The following is a 16,632-nucleotide window of genomic DNA, read 5'->3' on the forward strand; positions in this document are numbered from 1 at the left end:
TTTAACTTATCCTCTATCAAATAAAATCCCATTGTATATTATTCGAAAAAACTAAGTTAAAGTAAAAAACAATAAATGCTAATAGGTTAATGCATTGTGCTGTAATACAATATTACGTTTACCCACAAATAAACCATCTTGTTTTTCTAATTTCAAAATATTATTTAAACCCCGTTTTGCAATTTTTTTGCGACACGATTTCCTTAAAAACGGATCGTTATCAAACACAAAATGATTAATTGCATATGCATTTGTAGTATTAGGCTCTTTTATATAACCATGAATTTGCTTTAAATCTTTACTTCCCCAATGATTTCCTGGAATAAAAGTATAAAAGGTATAATTCCCATCGGCATCAGTTTTAATCCATCCTTGATGCTTTAATGTTCGCTTACCATTTATTTTTTTTGAATGGTAATCCCCTTCTTCATCAGCTTGACAGATGTAAAGAATTACATTTTTAGCAGGTGTAACACCATCACTTTCAAATATAGTTCCTGTAATCATTAACTTTTCAGCTTTATTTTCAAAACCAGGTATAGAATCCACATTGTTTAATTGTTGCTCTGTATAATCAAAAATAGCATGACGCTTTTTATAATTATCAGCTAAATCTTGTGCAGTTAGCGTATTACAAATAGTAAAAATACTAGCAATAGTAAGGAGTGTAATTAATTGTTTCATGGGGCATTAATTATTTAATCTCCTCAAAACTAACTAAGTAGTCAGCTATTAAGTAAAAAACTCGAAAAACAGTAAATTACACATGTTCATTGAACGAGTATCACTATAAACTGTAAAAAACAACGTTGTATTACTAAATTTAGAAGTTTAATACATTGATCCCTAAGTATAACTAATAATTTTTGATTATAGAGTTAAAACTTAATGTATAACAACATACTCTAGTCTAAAATTAAAGTAATTTAGCAGTTAAACAAATCGTATCTACTTTGAAAACATTAGCAATTATAGGAATGGGGCCACGCGGGCTATTTGCATTAGAGCAAGTATTGCTTCATTTAGGAAAAACAAATACACCTCTAAATATAATTGTTTTTGAAATCCATAACAATTTAGGTACAGGAGCAGCATGGTCTTTAAATCAACCTGAATCTAATTGGGTAAATATCACAGAGCGCGCATTACAAGACTTAAAAGGTAGAGCTTCATTTAATTTTAATACTGAAAACATCCCAAGTTTTCCAAGTTATCACGAATGGTGTAAATTTAAATTGAAGTCTCAAGAAGTAGATACATTTCCTCCAAGACGTTTTATTGGTAAATATTTAAATGAACGTAGTAATACCTTAGTTAATGCTTTAAAAAACTACAATACTTTTAAAATAATTAACTCTCTGGTAAATGCTATAAATGAAGACCAAAAAAAACTTTATTTAAAAACAGAAAATGCTGAAATTTATGAGGTTGATGAAGTTTTATTAACCATTGGGCATCAATCCACGAATACTTCAAAAGAAATAAAAGATTGGAAAGCACATACAGGAAGCTCAAAAAACTCAACTATTAAAACATTTGAAAATGCTTATCCTGTTGAGCAGTTTTCAGCATTAAAAAACACAAAAAATACGGTAATAGGCTTTAGAGGTCATGGTCTCGCTACAATTGATGTTATGCGTTTCCTTGTGAATAATACGTTTGGAAATTTTGAAGTTACAGATAATGACACTTTTAAAACGGTTTACCATAGCACTAACACGCAACACATAAAACTCATCCCCTATTCGTTAAATGGCGATCCACTTGCACCAAAACCTTTAAATGCAGAGATAGATAATTGGTTTAAACCTACGAAACATGATTTAGATACATTTGAATCTCAAATAAAAAATGTTGCTGATGGTTATACTGAAGTCACTGATATCTCGTTTTTAACCACAGCCTTTTCAAAAATTGCAGCAAGAATATTTATTAACTTAAAAGCAAAAGCCTTACCACATTCTTACACTGTAACTGTAATAGAAAACCAAGTATTACATTGGAGTAATAATGACCCAATAAATACTGATTTAAGTGATAATGAAACATCGCCATATAAACGCATTGAAAATTTGATACAAATGGCTTTAGGCAAGCAATTGGTGAGTTTAGAATACTGTATTGGGCAGGTATGGCGCCATTGTCAACCAACATTGTATGCCTCTTTTTCTCATGCTAAGTTAAACGATGATATTATACAACAAGTTATTGCATTGGATGAAAGCACAAAACGCTTTTCTTACGGCCCACCTATTGAAAGCATGCAACAGGTATTAGCACTTGTGGATGCTAAAATAATGGATTTAGATTTTGTTAATAATCCTGATATTGAATTAGTAGATAATGGCTGGAAACTTACTAACACTTCTGGTGACTCCATAACTATTAATTCAATGATTAACTGTGTTTTAGATGGTCCAAAATTATTAGATGTAAATACACCTATAATAACATCATTATTACAAAACGATTTAATTAAACCATTACATTCTGAATTAGGAATTGAAACACAGGAAGACGGTCGTGTAATTTCAGAAAATGGAAATATATTACCTATTGCAGTTCTAGGCAGGCTCGCTAAAGGCAGTGTAATTGGTGTAGATGCTATACTTGAATGTTTTGGAGAACGTATAACAAACTGGGCAAAGGCGTTTGCAAAAAGACATCAGCATTAGTTTATAGCATCAAGTTACAATATTACATCTCAAATATTTGTGCATCGGTAAACGCATAATTTACACAAAGTTTCGGCGCATTATTAGTATTTAAACCCGTAAACAAACTAAATGCTGGTAAAATTAATTGCTGCTTAGAAACCTGAAAACATGGCAACTTAATTTTTTGCCGCCCTTTCCCTTTTATGAGTACTCCAGGATGTGTATGTCCAGAAATATAGAAAGTATCGTCTTTTAAATTAGAAATATCATGCACAAAAGTAAAAGCGCCTAATTGCAATTGATTTGGAAGGATTTCAATATTTAAGTTTTCATATAAATCGAAAACATGCTTATCATGATTACCCTTTACTAGTATTAAGTTTAACGCTCTAAATTGCTGCATCCACACTTTAAAACGCATCACATCTTGATTTAATTCTGCATGAAACAAATCGCCAACAATAAGTAGTTGCTTAGGCTTAAAGTGAAGAATCAGAGTTTTTAAGCGTTCTAAATCTTTCTCTAGCACATTTGATGGCACAGGAATACCGTTCTTCCTAAAATGTGCTGTTTTACCAATATGTAAATCAGACAGTATTAAAACGTTATGCTTTGGCCAATATACCACGCGCTGGTTGGTTAAGGTTAACAGTTCACTGCTGCATATAATATCTTTGGTACATATCGTCATTAATCTAACTTTAAAGCCTGTTTTTGAATGCGTTGTATACGTTTTTCTAAACTTTCATAACTCATGCTATGTCTTAAACTATCTACTTTTATAGGGAAACTTAAAGGCGTAAACCCTTTGGCTCGTTTCAATATGATTTTACTTTTAGAAATACGCTCAAATGCGGCTTGTAAGCGCACTTCTTCTAATTGTTGATTAAATACCTCGGTATATGCTTGCCGTAATAATAAATTTTGTGGCTCATTATCTTCCAAAACTCTAAATATTAATCCAGATGATGATTGCAAACTTTTATTGTTCTGTCTCGCTCCTGGTCTAGATTGTACTACCAATCCTGCAATAACAGCAATATCTCTAAATTTTCGTGACGCCATTTCCGAAGCATTAATGCTTGCTGTAACATCTGCCATTAAATTTTCTTTTGAAAGGATGGTTTCTATGTTACTTTCGTCTAAAGGAAACGGTTGGTCGCTTAACAACTCAAATCCATAATCATTCATTGCAATGGTATAAGTTAAAGGTTTTATTTTACTCAATCTGTGTGCCATTAAAGCCGAAATTACTTCGTGTACCAATCGGCCTTCAAACGGATACATAAACAAATGATGCCCTTCTTTAGTATCAATCATTTCCACCAAAAACTCATTGCTTTTAGGAATATGAGATGATGCAGATTGTCGTGATATTAATGGATGTAAAAACTTGAGTTCTCGCTCTCGAATACCTGGAAACATAGCATCAGCCAACTTTTCTCTTAAAAAATGACTAAGATATGATGTTAATGGCAGCCTACCTCCCATCCAACTTGGTGTTATGGCATTTTTAGCTTTACTACGTTTTACAATAGCTGTCATGTCTTTTATTTTTATCAATTCTAAAACGCGTCCTGCTAAAACAAAACTAGCTTTTGGTTTTAATTTTGAAATAAAAAACTCTTCTATCATTCCAATATAGCCACCAGACATAAATTTTACACGTAACATGGCGTCACTAACAATAGCACCAATATTCATACGATGTAGCATACTAATACGCCTACTTTTTACTTTATATATACCATCATCATCTTTAATTACTTTATGAAATTCTTCATAGGCTTTTAATGTAGTGCCGCCTTGTGTTACAAACTGCAAGCCCCAATTAAATTCATCATCCGTTAGGTACGAAAACGCATGAGATTGTTTTAATATGTGATACGCTTCGTTTGCTTTAAACCCTTCGCCTACGGCTAAAGTAACCAGAAATTGTACCATCACATCATAACACAACACCAGTGGGTGTCGCTCTTCAACTTTATTATTCTTAATGGCTTCTTTTAAAGCGGCTACTTCTATCAGTTCTAGAGAATGTGTGGGCACACAATATATTTTTGATACTTCGTAAGGTGAGTGCCCACTGCGGCCTGCGCGTTGCATAAAACGTGCTACGCCTTTTGCAGAACCTATTTGGATGATACAATCCACAGGTTTAAAATCTACACCCAAATCTAAAGATGAGGTACAAATTACTGCTTTTAAATTACCTTCGGCAATGTTATCCTCAATCCAATGCCGTAATTTTAAATCGATAGATCCATGATGAATAGCGAGTTGACCAGCGAGTTCTGGAGCAGCTTCTAATATAATTTGATACCACAATTCACTTTGTCCGCGAGTATTTGTAAATATTAAAGTGGTATTATGTTTCTGAATAATGGGCACTATTTTAGAACTCATAGATTTCCCCAAATGTCCCGCCCAAGGCAATATTTCGACTTCATCTGGTAATACCGATTCTATTTTAATTTTCTTCTTTTCTTTAGCTGTAATCATTACCGCTTTTTTTCCTTCAAAAGGAATTAAAACATCAAGAGCATCTTTTAAATTTCCGATAGTAGCCGTAATACCCCAAATTTTAATATTTGGCGACAGCGTTAACAACCGTGATACTACCAATTCTGTAAGCACGCCGCGTTTGTTACCTAAAAGCTCATGCCACTCATCTACAACTACACACTGTAACGCCTTAAACCATCTAGAGTTTTTCTTTTGAGAAAATAAAAGGTGCATGGTTTCTGGGGTAGTTAGCAATAGATCGGGCATTAAACGTTCTTGTTTGCGCCTTATACTTGTAGGTGTATCGCCATTTCTAACTTGCACTTCCCAATCCAATCCAATCTCGTCTACAACTGTTTTCATAGCTTTGGCTAGGTCCTTTGCTAAAGATCGTAGCGGACTTATCCATAACAGTTTCAATCCCTTTTTGTAACGCTCTGGGTGGTTTAAATAATCAACTAAAACACCTAAAAATACAGAAAATGTTTTTCCAAATCCTGTTGGCGCTACGACTACGCCGCTGTAGCCAATAGCATATTTTTTCCAAGTTTTTAATTGAAACTGAAACGGTGTTTGCCCCTTTTCTTCAAAGTAATTATGCACTATTTGGTAGCCGTCGCTATCTTCAAACTTTCCCATTATTGTGCAAGAATTAAGCTTTTAACGGATGTAATGGTATCAATATCGGCTACGGTTTTATCTTTTCGCCAGCGTTTTATACGTGGAAAACGCAATGCTACTCCTGATTTATGGCGTTTACTAAGTGCTATACCTTCAAAAGCAATTTCAAAAACCAACTCCGCTTTAACGGTGCGTACAGGACCAAATTTTTCAATCGCATTTTTATTTACCCATTTAGAAATCGCGGTTATTTCCTTATCAGTTAAACCAGAATAAGCCTTCGCTACCGTAACTAAACCATCATCTTTTTTAACAGCAAAAGTATAATCAGTGTATTTAGAACTTCGCCTACCACTACCCTTTTGGGCGTAAATCATAACAGCATCAATAGTTAACGGATCTACTTTCCATTTCCACCAATCCCCCTTTTTTCTCCCAACATGATAGGGTGACGCTTTTTGTTTCAACATTAAACCTTCAGAATTTATGCTGCGTGCTTCTTCTCTTATGTTATTCAATTTATTCCAATCTTCAAACTTAATAATTTGTGATAATTTAATATGGTTTGGTAGTGAAATACTAGCAAACAATTGCTCTAAAATAGTACGTCGTTTTTCTAAAGCAACAGCTCTCACATCTTCACCATTAAACTCTAAAAGATCGTAGGCATAAAACCCGATAGGGACTTCTTCTAGTAATTTTTTTGATATATTTTTTCGATTTAACCGTTTCTGTAAATCATTGAATAATAAAATATTACTATCCTTTAGTGCAAGTATTTCTCCATCTATCACAAAATCGTCATTAAACTGATGCATTACAGTTTCTATTTCAGGAAATTGCTGTGTTACTAACTCTTCGCCGCGAGACCAAATATAAATTTCACCATTGCGTTTTACCACTTGCCCACGAATGCCATCCCACTTATATTCTACTTGCCATTCATTTACTGTTCCTAATGCCTGCAAATCCTTTTCTAAAGCATACGCCAAACAAAACGGATAAGGTTTAGAATTATCATAATTAATATGATCGCCATGTAGTAGCTCATCAAAAGAAATTTCATTAACATCCCAATTCCCTATAATACTGTGCATGAGTTGATTGGCATCTATACCTGAAAATTTAGCCAAAGCATTCACTAAGGTTTTTTTGGATACGCCAATTCTAAAACTCCCACCAATGAGTTTATTAAAAATAAAACGCTCTTGCATATTAAGTCCAGACCAGGCGTGTAAAACGTAAGCTTTTTTGTCTTCATCAGATTTTGATTTTAGCGCAATAATATCCTGCATCCAAGCTTCTAAAGGCTTATCAATACGATGCGAAGGTTCTGGCAACAATAGCGCTAAAGTTTCTCCCAAATCGCCAACAGTGCTATAACTTTCTAAAAACAACCACTCTGGTAATGCTACAAGTTCCATACACCACTGTTTCATAAGTGTAGATTTTACAGGGCGTGGTGGGCGTTTTCCTGTAAATATCGAAATAAGCCACAATTTATCCTTATCTGTAGCATTTTTAAAATAATCAACCAAAGCTTGAATTTTAGCATTGGTTTTATTGGTAATTTCTACTGTGCTAATCAGGTTTACAAAGTCTCTCATGCATTAGCCGTTTCAGTAGTTTCAACATCATTTAACTGCTCTTCGCCATATTCGGTTTTAACCTCTGCGGAAGGGATTCCTATTTCATTTAAATATTTAGAAAATATAGCCTGTGAGCCATGGGTAACGTATACTTTTTCGGCATCTGTGGCTTTAACTGCACTTATAAGTCCATCCCAATCGGCATGATCGCTCACTGGGAAACCAGCATCTACAGCTTTCCAGCGCCTATTGCCTCTTATTTGCATCCATCCAGAACATACTGCTGTAGCTGCATTAGGAATACGTTTTAACAACCGAGACCCTAAAAGGGATGGTGGTAAAATCACTATTTTATTTTGAATGTCGTTTTTATTAAAATCGGCTGTAATCAGCTTAGTTTCTGGTAATTTTATAGCAACTGTATTTAGTGCTTCATTTAAATTGTGAATAGCACGATGCACAAATAACTCATCTACACCTTCTAGCATTTTCATGATACGCTGTGCTTTACCTAAAGAATAGCCTAAAAACACACTTGTTCTGTTATTTGCCTGATTTGCAGCTATCCAATTCTGCATTTGTTGTTTTAAAACAACTTCTGGCAGCCATTTGTAAATAGGAAGTCCAAAGGTGCTTTCAGTAATAAATTCATGACATTTTACAGGTTCAAAAGGTATTGTTAAATCGTCTGATGTTGTTTTATAATCTCCAGTAAAAACCACGACAAATCCCTTATATTCTAATCTAATTTGAGCAGAACCAATTATATGACCCGCTGGATGAAAACTTACACGCACACCATTAATCACTTTTGGGTCGTTATACCCTAAACTTTCTATAGAAATATCTTTATTAATGCGATGTAGTAATACGGGTTTGGAATGGTGGTGACATAAATAATGTTTCATACCCCAACGCGCATGGTCGGCATGCCCATGCGAAATAATTGCATAATCTACCGGAAACCATGGATCTAAATAAAATTTTCCAGGGATACAGTAAATACCTTTTTTAGTAAACTTAACGAGTTTCAATCACTTTTTTTTATAAAAATACGGATTATCTAGCTTATAATTTGATTGGGTTAATATCGAGCAAAAATGAGTTAAGATTGAGCAAAAGAAAATACTACCTTGTGTTTTGTAATACTATTTTAAAAAATAATATAAATATATGAAGGTATCCGACCTTATAGTAAAAGCATTAGAAAACGAAGGTGTAGAATATATTTTTGGTTTACCAGGAGAAGAAAATCTAGATCTTTTAGAATCTATTAGAACATCTGAAAAGATAACATTTATTTTAGTTAGGCACGAGCAAGGTGCTGGATTTATGGCGGCAACCTATGGCAGACTTACTGGTAAAGCTGGCGTATGCATGTCTACGCTAGGTCCTGGCGCTACCAATTTAGTAACCACAGCAGCCTATGCTCAATTAGGCGCTATGCCAATGGTAATGCTTACAGGGCAAAAGCCTATAAAAGCTAGTAAGCAAGGTAAATTTCAAATAATTGACGTGGTAGAAATGATGCAACCACTAACAAAATTTACCAAACAAATAACTCATGGCGCGCATGCACCTGCCACCATTAGAGAAGCATTTAGGTTGGCTCAAGAAGAACGCCCTGGTGCTGTTCATATTGAAATTCCTGAAGATATTGCACAGGAAACAGTAGATACACCAAGACTGTTTGATGTGGTAGATTATAGAATTCCTGATGCCTCAAACGAAACACTTAAACAAGCTGCCCACGTAATTAAATATGCTAAAAAACCATTACTATTAATTGGTGCTAGTGCCAACCGAAAACGTGCAAGTAAGGCATTGGAAAACTTTGTAAATGCCTTAGGTATACTGTTTTTTAATACGCAAATGGGAAAAGGTATTATAGACGAACGCAACCCAAACTATTTAGGAACAGCTGCTCTTTCTGATCATGATTTTGTACATGAAGCCGTTGATAACGCTGATTTGATAATAAACGTAGGTCATGATACAATTGAAAAACCTCCATTTTTTATGGAAACAGACGATGATAGAAAAGTGATTCATATTAATTATTTTGCTGCTGAAATTGATGCGTTATATTTTCCACATCTTAACGTAATTGGGGATATAGCAGGAAGTATCAATAGTTTGACTGAACTTTTAAAACCCGTTGCCAAATCATGGCACAATGATTTTTTTTTAAAAGTAAAGCATAATGTAAATAGTCATTTAAAAAAGTATGAAGAAGATGATCGCTTTCCTATACTACCCCAACGCCTTGTTAATGTGGTACGCCACACACTACCTGATGATGGTATAGTAACCTTAGATAATGGCATTTATAAAATTTGGTTTGCTAGAAACTATCCTGCTTACAAGCAAAATAGCCTTATTCTAGATAATGCGCTAGCAACCATGGGTGCAGGATTACCTTCTGCAATTATGGCTAAACTGCTTTATCCTAATAAAAAAGTAATATCTGTAAATGGTGATGGTGGATTTATGATGAATTCTCAAGAAATAGAAACTGCTATCCGTTTAAAATTAGATTTAGTAGTTATTATACTTAATGATAGTGCTTACGGGATGATAGAATGGAAACAAGAAGATGAAGGTTTTACGTCTTATGGATTAACCTATAAAAATCCAGATTTTGTAACATATGCTGAGAGTTTTGGTGCTACAGGTCACAGACCAAACTCTGTTGAGCACTTTAATGAGATTTTAACCGAGGCCCTTAACGCTAAAGGTATACACATTATAGATTTAGCGGTAGACTATTCGCTAAATCATAAAATATTAAATGTATTAATAAAAGAATTTTCAAATAATTTAGAAAAGAAATAAATGAGTAAATCGATATCAACAAATCCTGCAACTGAAGAACACATAGCGGAATACGAAAGATTAACAGAACACCAACTTAAAACTAAATTAGTTGCTGCAAACGAAGCATTTCAATCTTGGAAAAAAACATCTTACGATGAGCGTGCCAAATTAATGCGAAAACTGTCTGATATTTTTGAAAAAAATAAAAACACCTATGCGCTTCTTGCAACCCAAGAAATGGGTAAGACGCTTGAGCAGTCTGTCAAAGAAATAGAAAAATGCATCTGGATATGCAATTATTATGCAGATAACACCTCAAAAATTTTAGAAGACACAATTGTTAAAACTGAAGCTTCTAAAAGTTATGTAACTTATCAACCTTTAGGTGTAATTTTGGCGGTTATGCCTTGGAATTTCCCGTTCTATCAAGTAGTTCGTTTTTTAATACCAACGCTTATGGCTGGTAATGTAGGTGTATTAAAACATGCTTCTAACGTTCAAGGTTGTGCTTTTGCTTTAGAGTCTGCTATAAAACAGGCGGAATTTCCAGACGCTGTATTTACAAACTTAAATATTGGTTCTAATGCGGTAGAAGCTGTTATAAAACATGATGCTGTTGTTGCTGTAACACTTACAGGAAGTGCACCCGCAGGTAAAGCGGTAGCTGCTTTAGCTGGTAAACACCTTAAAAAGTCTGTTTTGGAACTTGGTGGTAGTGATCCCTACATTATTTTAGAAGATGCAGATTTAGATGAAACTACGGATATAGCCACATACGGTAGACTTCAAAACAATGGGCAAACCTGTATTGCAGCTAAACGATTCATTGTTTTAGATGAAGTTTATGATGATTTCATAAACGCATTTACAAAAAAAATGAAAGAGGCTAAAATGGGAAGCCCGAAAGATTCTGACACGTATTACGGACCATTAGCACGAATAGACCTAAGAGATGAATTGCATGAACAGGTTAAAAAAACCATAGCACAAGGTGGAAAGTTAATACTTGGTGGTGAAATTCCTGAGCGTTCTGGAGCATATTATCCTGCTACTATTCTTTCAGAATTAAAACCTGGTATGGAAGCTTTTGATGAAGAGTTATTCGGGCCTGTAGCCTCAGTAATTCGCGCTAAAGACGAAGCGGAAGCCATAGCGTTAGCCAATACCTCTAAATTTGGTTTAGGTGCTGGTGTTTTTACTAGTAATAAAACCCGAGGTGAAAAAGTGGCATTACAACTAGAATCTGGAAATTGCTTTGTAAATAAATTAGTAGCTTCTGATCCGCGATTACCGTTTGGTGGGATAAAAACTAGTGGTTATGGTAGAGAACTTGCTGATAATGGTATTAAAGAGTTTGTAAATACCAAGACTGTTTGGGTTAATTAGTAAAAACATACACTTACAAATAGTTATAAATCATTTTAATAAAATATTTTACAAGAACCTAAATAAAATATTCTTTTGATTCATTTAGTAAACTAACAGTAATCATATAGATTAAAATTTTCAGTATTGAGGTTAATACCCATCAAGTAATCTCTGTATTTTTGAATGAAACAAAAAACACACTATTATTATGTCTATTTTAACAATTTTACTAAATATTTTATTACCACCCGTAGCTGTTGTACTTCAACATGGTGTTGGTGGTAAATTTTTAATCAGTATTATATTAACACTTATTGGCTGGCTTCCTGGAGTTGTCCATGCATTTTATGTGAATAGCAAAAAAGTGTAATGATTAAAAAACAGATTGATATAAAAAAAAGAGGAGCCATTTGCTCCTCTTTTCTAGCTATGTTATTTAAAATCTAAGAAATTTTAATAGTACGTGCAGGCTTTGGTTTAGCCTCCTCACGCTTAGGAAGTTGAATACTTAAAACACCATCTTTATATGCAGCTTCTATTTTACCATAATTAATAGAATCAGGTAAGGTAAAAGTTCTTTTAAATGACGTATATCCAAACTCTCTTCTTGTGTAGTTTTCTTCATTTTCACTACCCTCAGCTTTAGTGTCAGCAGAAATAGTTAATACATCATTATCTAAATCGATATTGATATCTTCTTTTTTCATTCCTGGAATAGCTAAATCCACAAAGTAGTCGTCTTTAGTTTCTCTAATATTTACCTTTGGCAAGGTAATTCCTGTATTCGGAAATGTAGTTGGTAGCGTTTTTAAACCAAAGAAATCGTCCATGAAATTAGACCAATTGTTGTGTGATAAATTTTTAGTGCTACCGTTTTTTGAAATATTCATTAATGTGCTCATAATACTATTTTTTAAATTAAATTTTTGAATTTTTTCTATTAAAGAAGTCCTTTCTAAACTTCTGTTACATATGAGCAAATGAAATACCAAAGTGAAATAAACTGGTTTTTAACATGAATATTCACAAAAAACAAGACATTATGTCTTTTTTAGTAGTTAAACAAATGACAAATAGTCATTAATTAAAAGATAATAGAATTAAGACTGATTTTTAGTTTCATCTATCGGTGATACTTCACCTGAATATCTAATAGTGAATCGCGAAGTACCATTTAATATAATTTGGCTTTTCATATTAGGAAACACTACAACAATAACGTTGAAATTTTCTGAGTTATTACTTTTAGCATTAAACGATATAATCTTTCTATCGTTTTTCCCAACTTTTTCTTCATAATCCTCCATCAAACCATTAAACTGTATTGCACTATCGGTACCATTATAGGCTACTTGCATTTGTCTTTCGCCAAAAAATGGTAAATAAGACGTAACACTATCGCCCTTTATAGTAAAAAAATTAGAATTCCCTACTAAATTAATAGCGCCAGCGTTACTTCCAGGAGGCAACAAACCTGAGTTTAAAACTTGAGCAGTGGCAGCAGTTAATTGCGGTTGCGCCCAGTTACTTTCAATAGTATAATTTCTCGAACTTATCAACGCATTGAATTCTTCAATTTGAGAGGCTGTCAGTATATTTTTTGAAGATTTACAACTAAATGACAGAGCTATTATTACAACTAGACAAAAACCCATGTGTTTCATAATCTATTTTTATTTCAATTTACAAAATAGATTAATTGTGTTGTAATAAATAATAGTTAAAAAAACTCAATGAGATGGCTAACGTTATGGTTTTTTGACTTTTAAAGATCCTATTAATAAAAATAACAAGAATACACCTGTAAGGTAACTAATGTTTGAGTAAGCCCCTAAAGTAGTATAACAATAACTAAATAAACTTGGCGCAACGGCACTTGCTATAACTAAAAAACTCATGACTTTACCAGTAATAGCACCTAAATGCTGCCTACCAAAGTATCGGGGCCACGTTACTGCATTTACAACAGCAAATAAACCACTAAAAACACCAAGACCTATAATTAGTAAGTAAATACCAAAACCATTACCTAATAGAAACAATCCTAAAGACGCTAATATACCCGCAAACAACATTATGTATAAATATATTTTATGATGTAAATAATCGCTAAGAATGTTACCAAGTGTAGATATCATAATCGCAATGATAGAAATTGGTAAAAATACAGCTATCGCTTCTGTTTTAGAATAGTTTTCACTTTCAAAAATTGAAACCACGTGAAATGTAAAGCCTGTTGTAAAAAAACTATTGAAAGCTAAGGCTAAACCTATCATCCAAAAAGCTCGAGTTTTCTTTGCTTCTTGCAATGTAAAATGTTTTTCTACTTCAACCTTTTTAGTAACTTTTTTCTGTTTTGAATTTCCATCTGGCTTTAATCCAAAATCTTCTGGCCTGTTTCTATACAATTGAATAATACAAAAACTAAAAATTAAAAGACAGAAAGCCAAAACTTGCCACGATGCTTCCCATCCATATCCATCTATCAAATAATTGATAAATAATGGCGCGCTAGAAAACCCTAAGGACACCGTAATACTACTAATGGCGTTAATTTTACCTCGGTTTTTATCAAACCACATCATAATCATGTTTCTAGAAGACATGGTTAATACACCCTGACCAAAAAAGCGAATTGCAAAAAATAATATAGTTATTACCACAAACGCTACGCCCCACGACTTTATATTTAAAAGGCTTTGAATGCCTTTACTAATAGTAACAGATTGGGAACAAAGCAGCAATGAAATCCCTAAAAAGAAAGCAGAAAAAAAAGCAACATACCTTGCGCCAAATTTATCAAACAAAACACCTGCTCTAGCAACAAAAAAGGCACTTAATAATGTACCAATCATGTAAGCATTACTAAATTGATTTCTAGTTAAGCCTAACGCATCTTTTACAGGATCGGTAAATACAGAAACGCCAACTGTTTGTCCTGGTATACTAGCCAAAACACCAATACTACCAACTAAAAGCACTACGTATCCATAAAAAAAAGGAAATGATTTAGGCTTAATAAATGAAAATTTATTTTTGTTATTCATAGCGCTTTAAAGAAATTGAAAATACTATTAGCTTAATAAATTTTGAATTGTCGCTAAGCAATCATTTTGTGTTTTTACCTTAGTATAAAGCGCAATACTACCATTACCATAAGGCCCATAAATAGCTTGATTATCTCTAGAAAACAAGCCAACTGTTGGCGTTAAAGCTGCACTTGCCAAATGCATAACGCCGTTGTCTGCTGCAATAAAAACGGATGTGTTTGCTATAATACCACCCATTTCTCGTATATCTTTACTGTAAAAGTGAGGCGCTTTAAAATTTATTTTTGAAATATTCTCAATAGGTAACATTTCAATAATATTGTGGGTTTCAGAAAACTCATCCTGTAGTTTTAAATAAAATGATTCCCACCACGCCTCAGAATAGCATTTATTTCCAGTAGCATTAGTGTATATGCAAATGGTTGGTTTTTTATTCTTAATTAAACGATTTAAAATTTCTCTACCCTTTTGTACTTCTGTTTCAGATAACTTAAGATTTAAAACTGGAAGCGGTTTTTTTTCTTCGGAATAGCCTAATTTAGAAAGGTATCGTCTTAAATTATATACTGGGTATTTTGATATATGAAGATAATCTGAATACGTATTTTGTATATCCTCATGTACATCTCCAAATACTTTTAATGGTGCTTTAGCTAAGTTTGTAAGAAGCCGTCCAGATGAAGAATCCTTATCACCATTAATCACCATATCATATTTTTTTCTTTTGATGGATACCCAGCACATTACGTACTTAAACAATTTACTAAAAGGCTTTCTTGGTAATTGGTAAATCTTATCAATAGACTTATAATTTTCAAACACTGGATAAGCCACACCTCCTTTTACAAATAAATCAATTTTACAATTCGGAAATGTATGTTCCACCTCTTGCACCAAGGGCGTCGTTAATAGCTGATTACCTAAGCGATGATTTGGCCTAATTATCAGTACTGTTTTTATGGTAATGCTTTTACCAACCTCAGCTGTTGGCTCTACATAAGAACTCCCAACGCGTTTAGTAATATTATGCATTATTACGCGCCGCTTTTGATTAATCCATACTTTAAAACTCATAGTGACTTAAAGTGATTTAGTTACAATTAAACTAGGGCTATAATAAAACATATTGCTTATAATTTGTCGTATAAATCTCATTTTATTTTTTTTAAATTTGAAGACTTATAAGTAACATTTAAAACCAATCCTACAATAATCATTGTTATACCTAACAGACTCCAAAACGTATATACTTCGCTAAAAAATGACACTCCTAAAAGTAAAGTAAATACAACTTCTAAGTATTTAAAAGGTGCTATTTTTGTTGTTTTTACAGATTGAAATGCTTTCGTCATGTACACTTGCCCAAAATACCCAAAACACCCTAAACCTAATACCAAAAGCCACTCTGCTCCTATAGGCATTACCCAGTTATTTATTGATAAAACACCACCAATAATTGCAGATATAACCATAAAATAATTCACAATTACAACGGGATGATTGCTTTTACCTATTTTACTAATTACAACGTAAACTAAGCCACTAAATATTGCAGAAATAAAAATTAAAAGTAAGCCAAAACTACTTAACGTAGTATCAAAACCCTTTAAAACTAAAACTCCAGAAAAAGCGATTATAAAAAATAACCATTGTAAAGGGTATATTTTTTCTTTTAGTATAATTACAGCAAAAATTCCAGCAAAAATAGGCGCCATATACCTTAAAGAAACCGCTGTACCTATTGGCAAATATTTAGTTGACATAAAAAACAATGTCATAGAGGTAACACCAACTAATCCTCTTAACACCAACAAACCTCTTTTTTTTCCAAGTATCGGTATTTTATTTTTAAGAAGAAAACCTAAAGTTAAAAAGAGACAACTAAAGGATCTAAAAAACACAATTTGAAACGCATTCATATGCACCAAATGCTTTACAATACCATTCATGCAAGCAAATGACAATGTGCTAATAATCATGAATGTTACAGCCTTTTTAAGTTCCAAAAGGGTTAGATATAAAATT

The 16,632-nt window shown here is 33.2% G+C and carries 14 protein-coding genes; 4 read left to right on the forward strand and 10 right to left on the reverse strand.

Annotation, left to right across the window (positions count from 1 at the left end; translation table 11 throughout):
* Window positions 1-78: 78 nt before the first annotated feature.
* Window positions 79-684, reverse strand: coding sequence for a hypothetical protein (locus ACKGJY_RS02400; protein WP_413972244.1), 606 nt, complete (start codon window positions 682-684; stop codon window positions 79-81).
* Window positions 685-953: 269 nt separating this feature from the next.
* Here ACKGJY_RS02400 and ACKGJY_RS02405 point away from each other — a divergent pair, with 269 nt between their 5' ends.
* Window positions 954-2,675, forward strand: coding sequence for an FAD/NAD(P)-binding protein (locus ACKGJY_RS02405; RefSeq protein WP_413972245.1), 1,722 nt, complete (start codon window positions 954-956; stop codon window positions 2,673-2,675).
* Between the two features lie 22 nt (window positions 2,676-2,697).
* On the opposite strand, the gene pdeM is transcribed toward ACKGJY_RS02405, so the two are convergent.
* Genes pdeM through ACKGJY_RS02425 form a run of 4 tightly spaced genes read right to left on the reverse strand, consistent with a single transcriptional unit; the run spans window position 2,698 to window position 8,406 of the window.
* Window positions 2,698-3,348, reverse strand: coding sequence for a ligase-associated DNA damage response endonuclease PdeM (pdeM, locus tag ACKGJY_RS02410; protein WP_413972246.1), 651 nt, complete (start codon window positions 3,346-3,348; stop codon window positions 2,698-2,700).
* Entirely contained in the window at window positions 3,348-5,801 is a 2,454-nt protein-coding gene (locus tag ACKGJY_RS02415) for a ligase-associated DNA damage response DEXH box helicase (RefSeq protein WP_413972247.1), read from the reverse strand. Before ACKGJY_RS02415 ends, pdeM begins: the two co-directional genes overlap by 1 nt.
* Window positions 5,801-7,390 carry an ATP-dependent DNA ligase gene (locus ACKGJY_RS02420; protein ID WP_413972248.1) on the reverse strand — a complete coding sequence of 530 codons (1,590 nt, stop codon included), beginning with the start codon at window positions 7,388-7,390 and terminating at the stop codon, window positions 5,801-5,803. Before ACKGJY_RS02420 ends, ACKGJY_RS02415 begins: the two co-directional genes overlap by 1 nt.
* On the reverse strand, window positions 7,387-8,406 hold the full coding sequence (locus ACKGJY_RS02425) for a ligase-associated DNA damage response exonuclease (protein ID WP_413972249.1): 1,020 nt from the start codon (window positions 8,404-8,406) through the stop codon (window positions 7,387-7,389). The genes ACKGJY_RS02420 and ACKGJY_RS02425 overlap by 4 nt, the downstream gene beginning before the upstream one ends.
* A gap of 139 nt (window positions 8,407-8,545) precedes the next feature.
* Between ACKGJY_RS02425 and ACKGJY_RS02430 the strand changes: the two genes are divergently transcribed.
* The 3 genes from ACKGJY_RS02430 (at window position 8,546) to ACKGJY_RS02440 (ending at window position 11,927) form a co-directional block, all read left to right on the forward strand.
* Window positions 8,546-10,207 carry an acetolactate synthase large subunit gene (locus ACKGJY_RS02430; protein ID WP_413972250.1) on the forward strand — a complete coding sequence of 554 codons (1,662 nt, stop codon included), beginning with the start codon at window positions 8,546-8,548 and terminating at the stop codon, window positions 10,205-10,207.
* Window positions 10,208-11,575, forward strand: a complete 1,368-nt coding sequence (locus tag ACKGJY_RS02435; RefSeq protein WP_413972251.1) for an NAD-dependent succinate-semialdehyde dehydrogenase — start codon at window positions 10,208-10,210, stop codon at window positions 11,573-11,575.
* 190 nt (window positions 11,576-11,765) lie between these two features.
* Window positions 11,766-11,927: a YqaE/Pmp3 family membrane protein gene (locus ACKGJY_RS02440; protein ID WP_413972252.1), complete on the forward strand. Its 162-nt coding sequence runs from the start codon at window positions 11,766-11,768 to the stop codon at window positions 11,925-11,927.
* A gap of 73 nt (window positions 11,928-12,000) precedes the next feature.
* Here the strand turns inward: ACKGJY_RS02440 and ACKGJY_RS02445 are convergent, their stop codons facing one another.
* The 5 genes from ACKGJY_RS02445 to ACKGJY_RS02465 all read right to left on the reverse strand — a co-directional run bounded on the left by ACKGJY_RS02445 (window position 12,001) and on the right by ACKGJY_RS02465 (window position 16,613).
* Window positions 12,001-12,459, reverse strand: coding sequence for an Hsp20/alpha crystallin family protein (locus ACKGJY_RS02445; RefSeq protein WP_413972253.1), 459 nt, complete (start codon window positions 12,457-12,459; stop codon window positions 12,001-12,003).
* A 198-nt stretch (window positions 12,460-12,657) separates the two neighbouring features.
* Window positions 12,658-13,221 carry a DUF4251 domain-containing protein gene (locus tag ACKGJY_RS02450; RefSeq protein WP_413972254.1) on the reverse strand — a complete coding sequence of 188 codons (564 nt, stop codon included), beginning with the start codon at window positions 13,219-13,221 and terminating at the stop codon, window positions 12,658-12,660.
* Window positions 13,222-13,305: 84 nt separating this feature from the next.
* The gene (locus tag ACKGJY_RS02455) at window positions 13,306-14,604 is read right to left on the reverse strand and encodes an MFS transporter (protein ID WP_413972255.1); all 1,299 of its coding nucleotides are present in this window, start codon (window positions 14,602-14,604) and stop codon (window positions 13,306-13,308) included.
* A gap of 27 nt (window positions 14,605-14,631) precedes the next feature.
* Entirely contained in the window at window positions 14,632-15,681 is a 1,050-nt protein-coding gene (locus ACKGJY_RS02460) for a glycosyltransferase family 9 protein (protein WP_413972256.1), read from the reverse strand.
* A gap of 77 nt (window positions 15,682-15,758) precedes the next feature.
* On the reverse strand, window positions 15,759-16,613 hold the full coding sequence (locus tag ACKGJY_RS02465) for a DMT family transporter (protein WP_413972257.1): 855 nt from the start codon (window positions 16,611-16,613) through the stop codon (window positions 15,759-15,761).
* Between the last annotated feature and the right edge of the window lie 19 nt (window positions 16,614-16,632).

Source organism: Hyunsoonleella sp. 2307UL5-6 (genome assembly GCF_047345485.1).
GTDB lineage: Bacteria > Bacteroidota > Bacteroidia > Flavobacteriales > Flavobacteriaceae > Jejuia.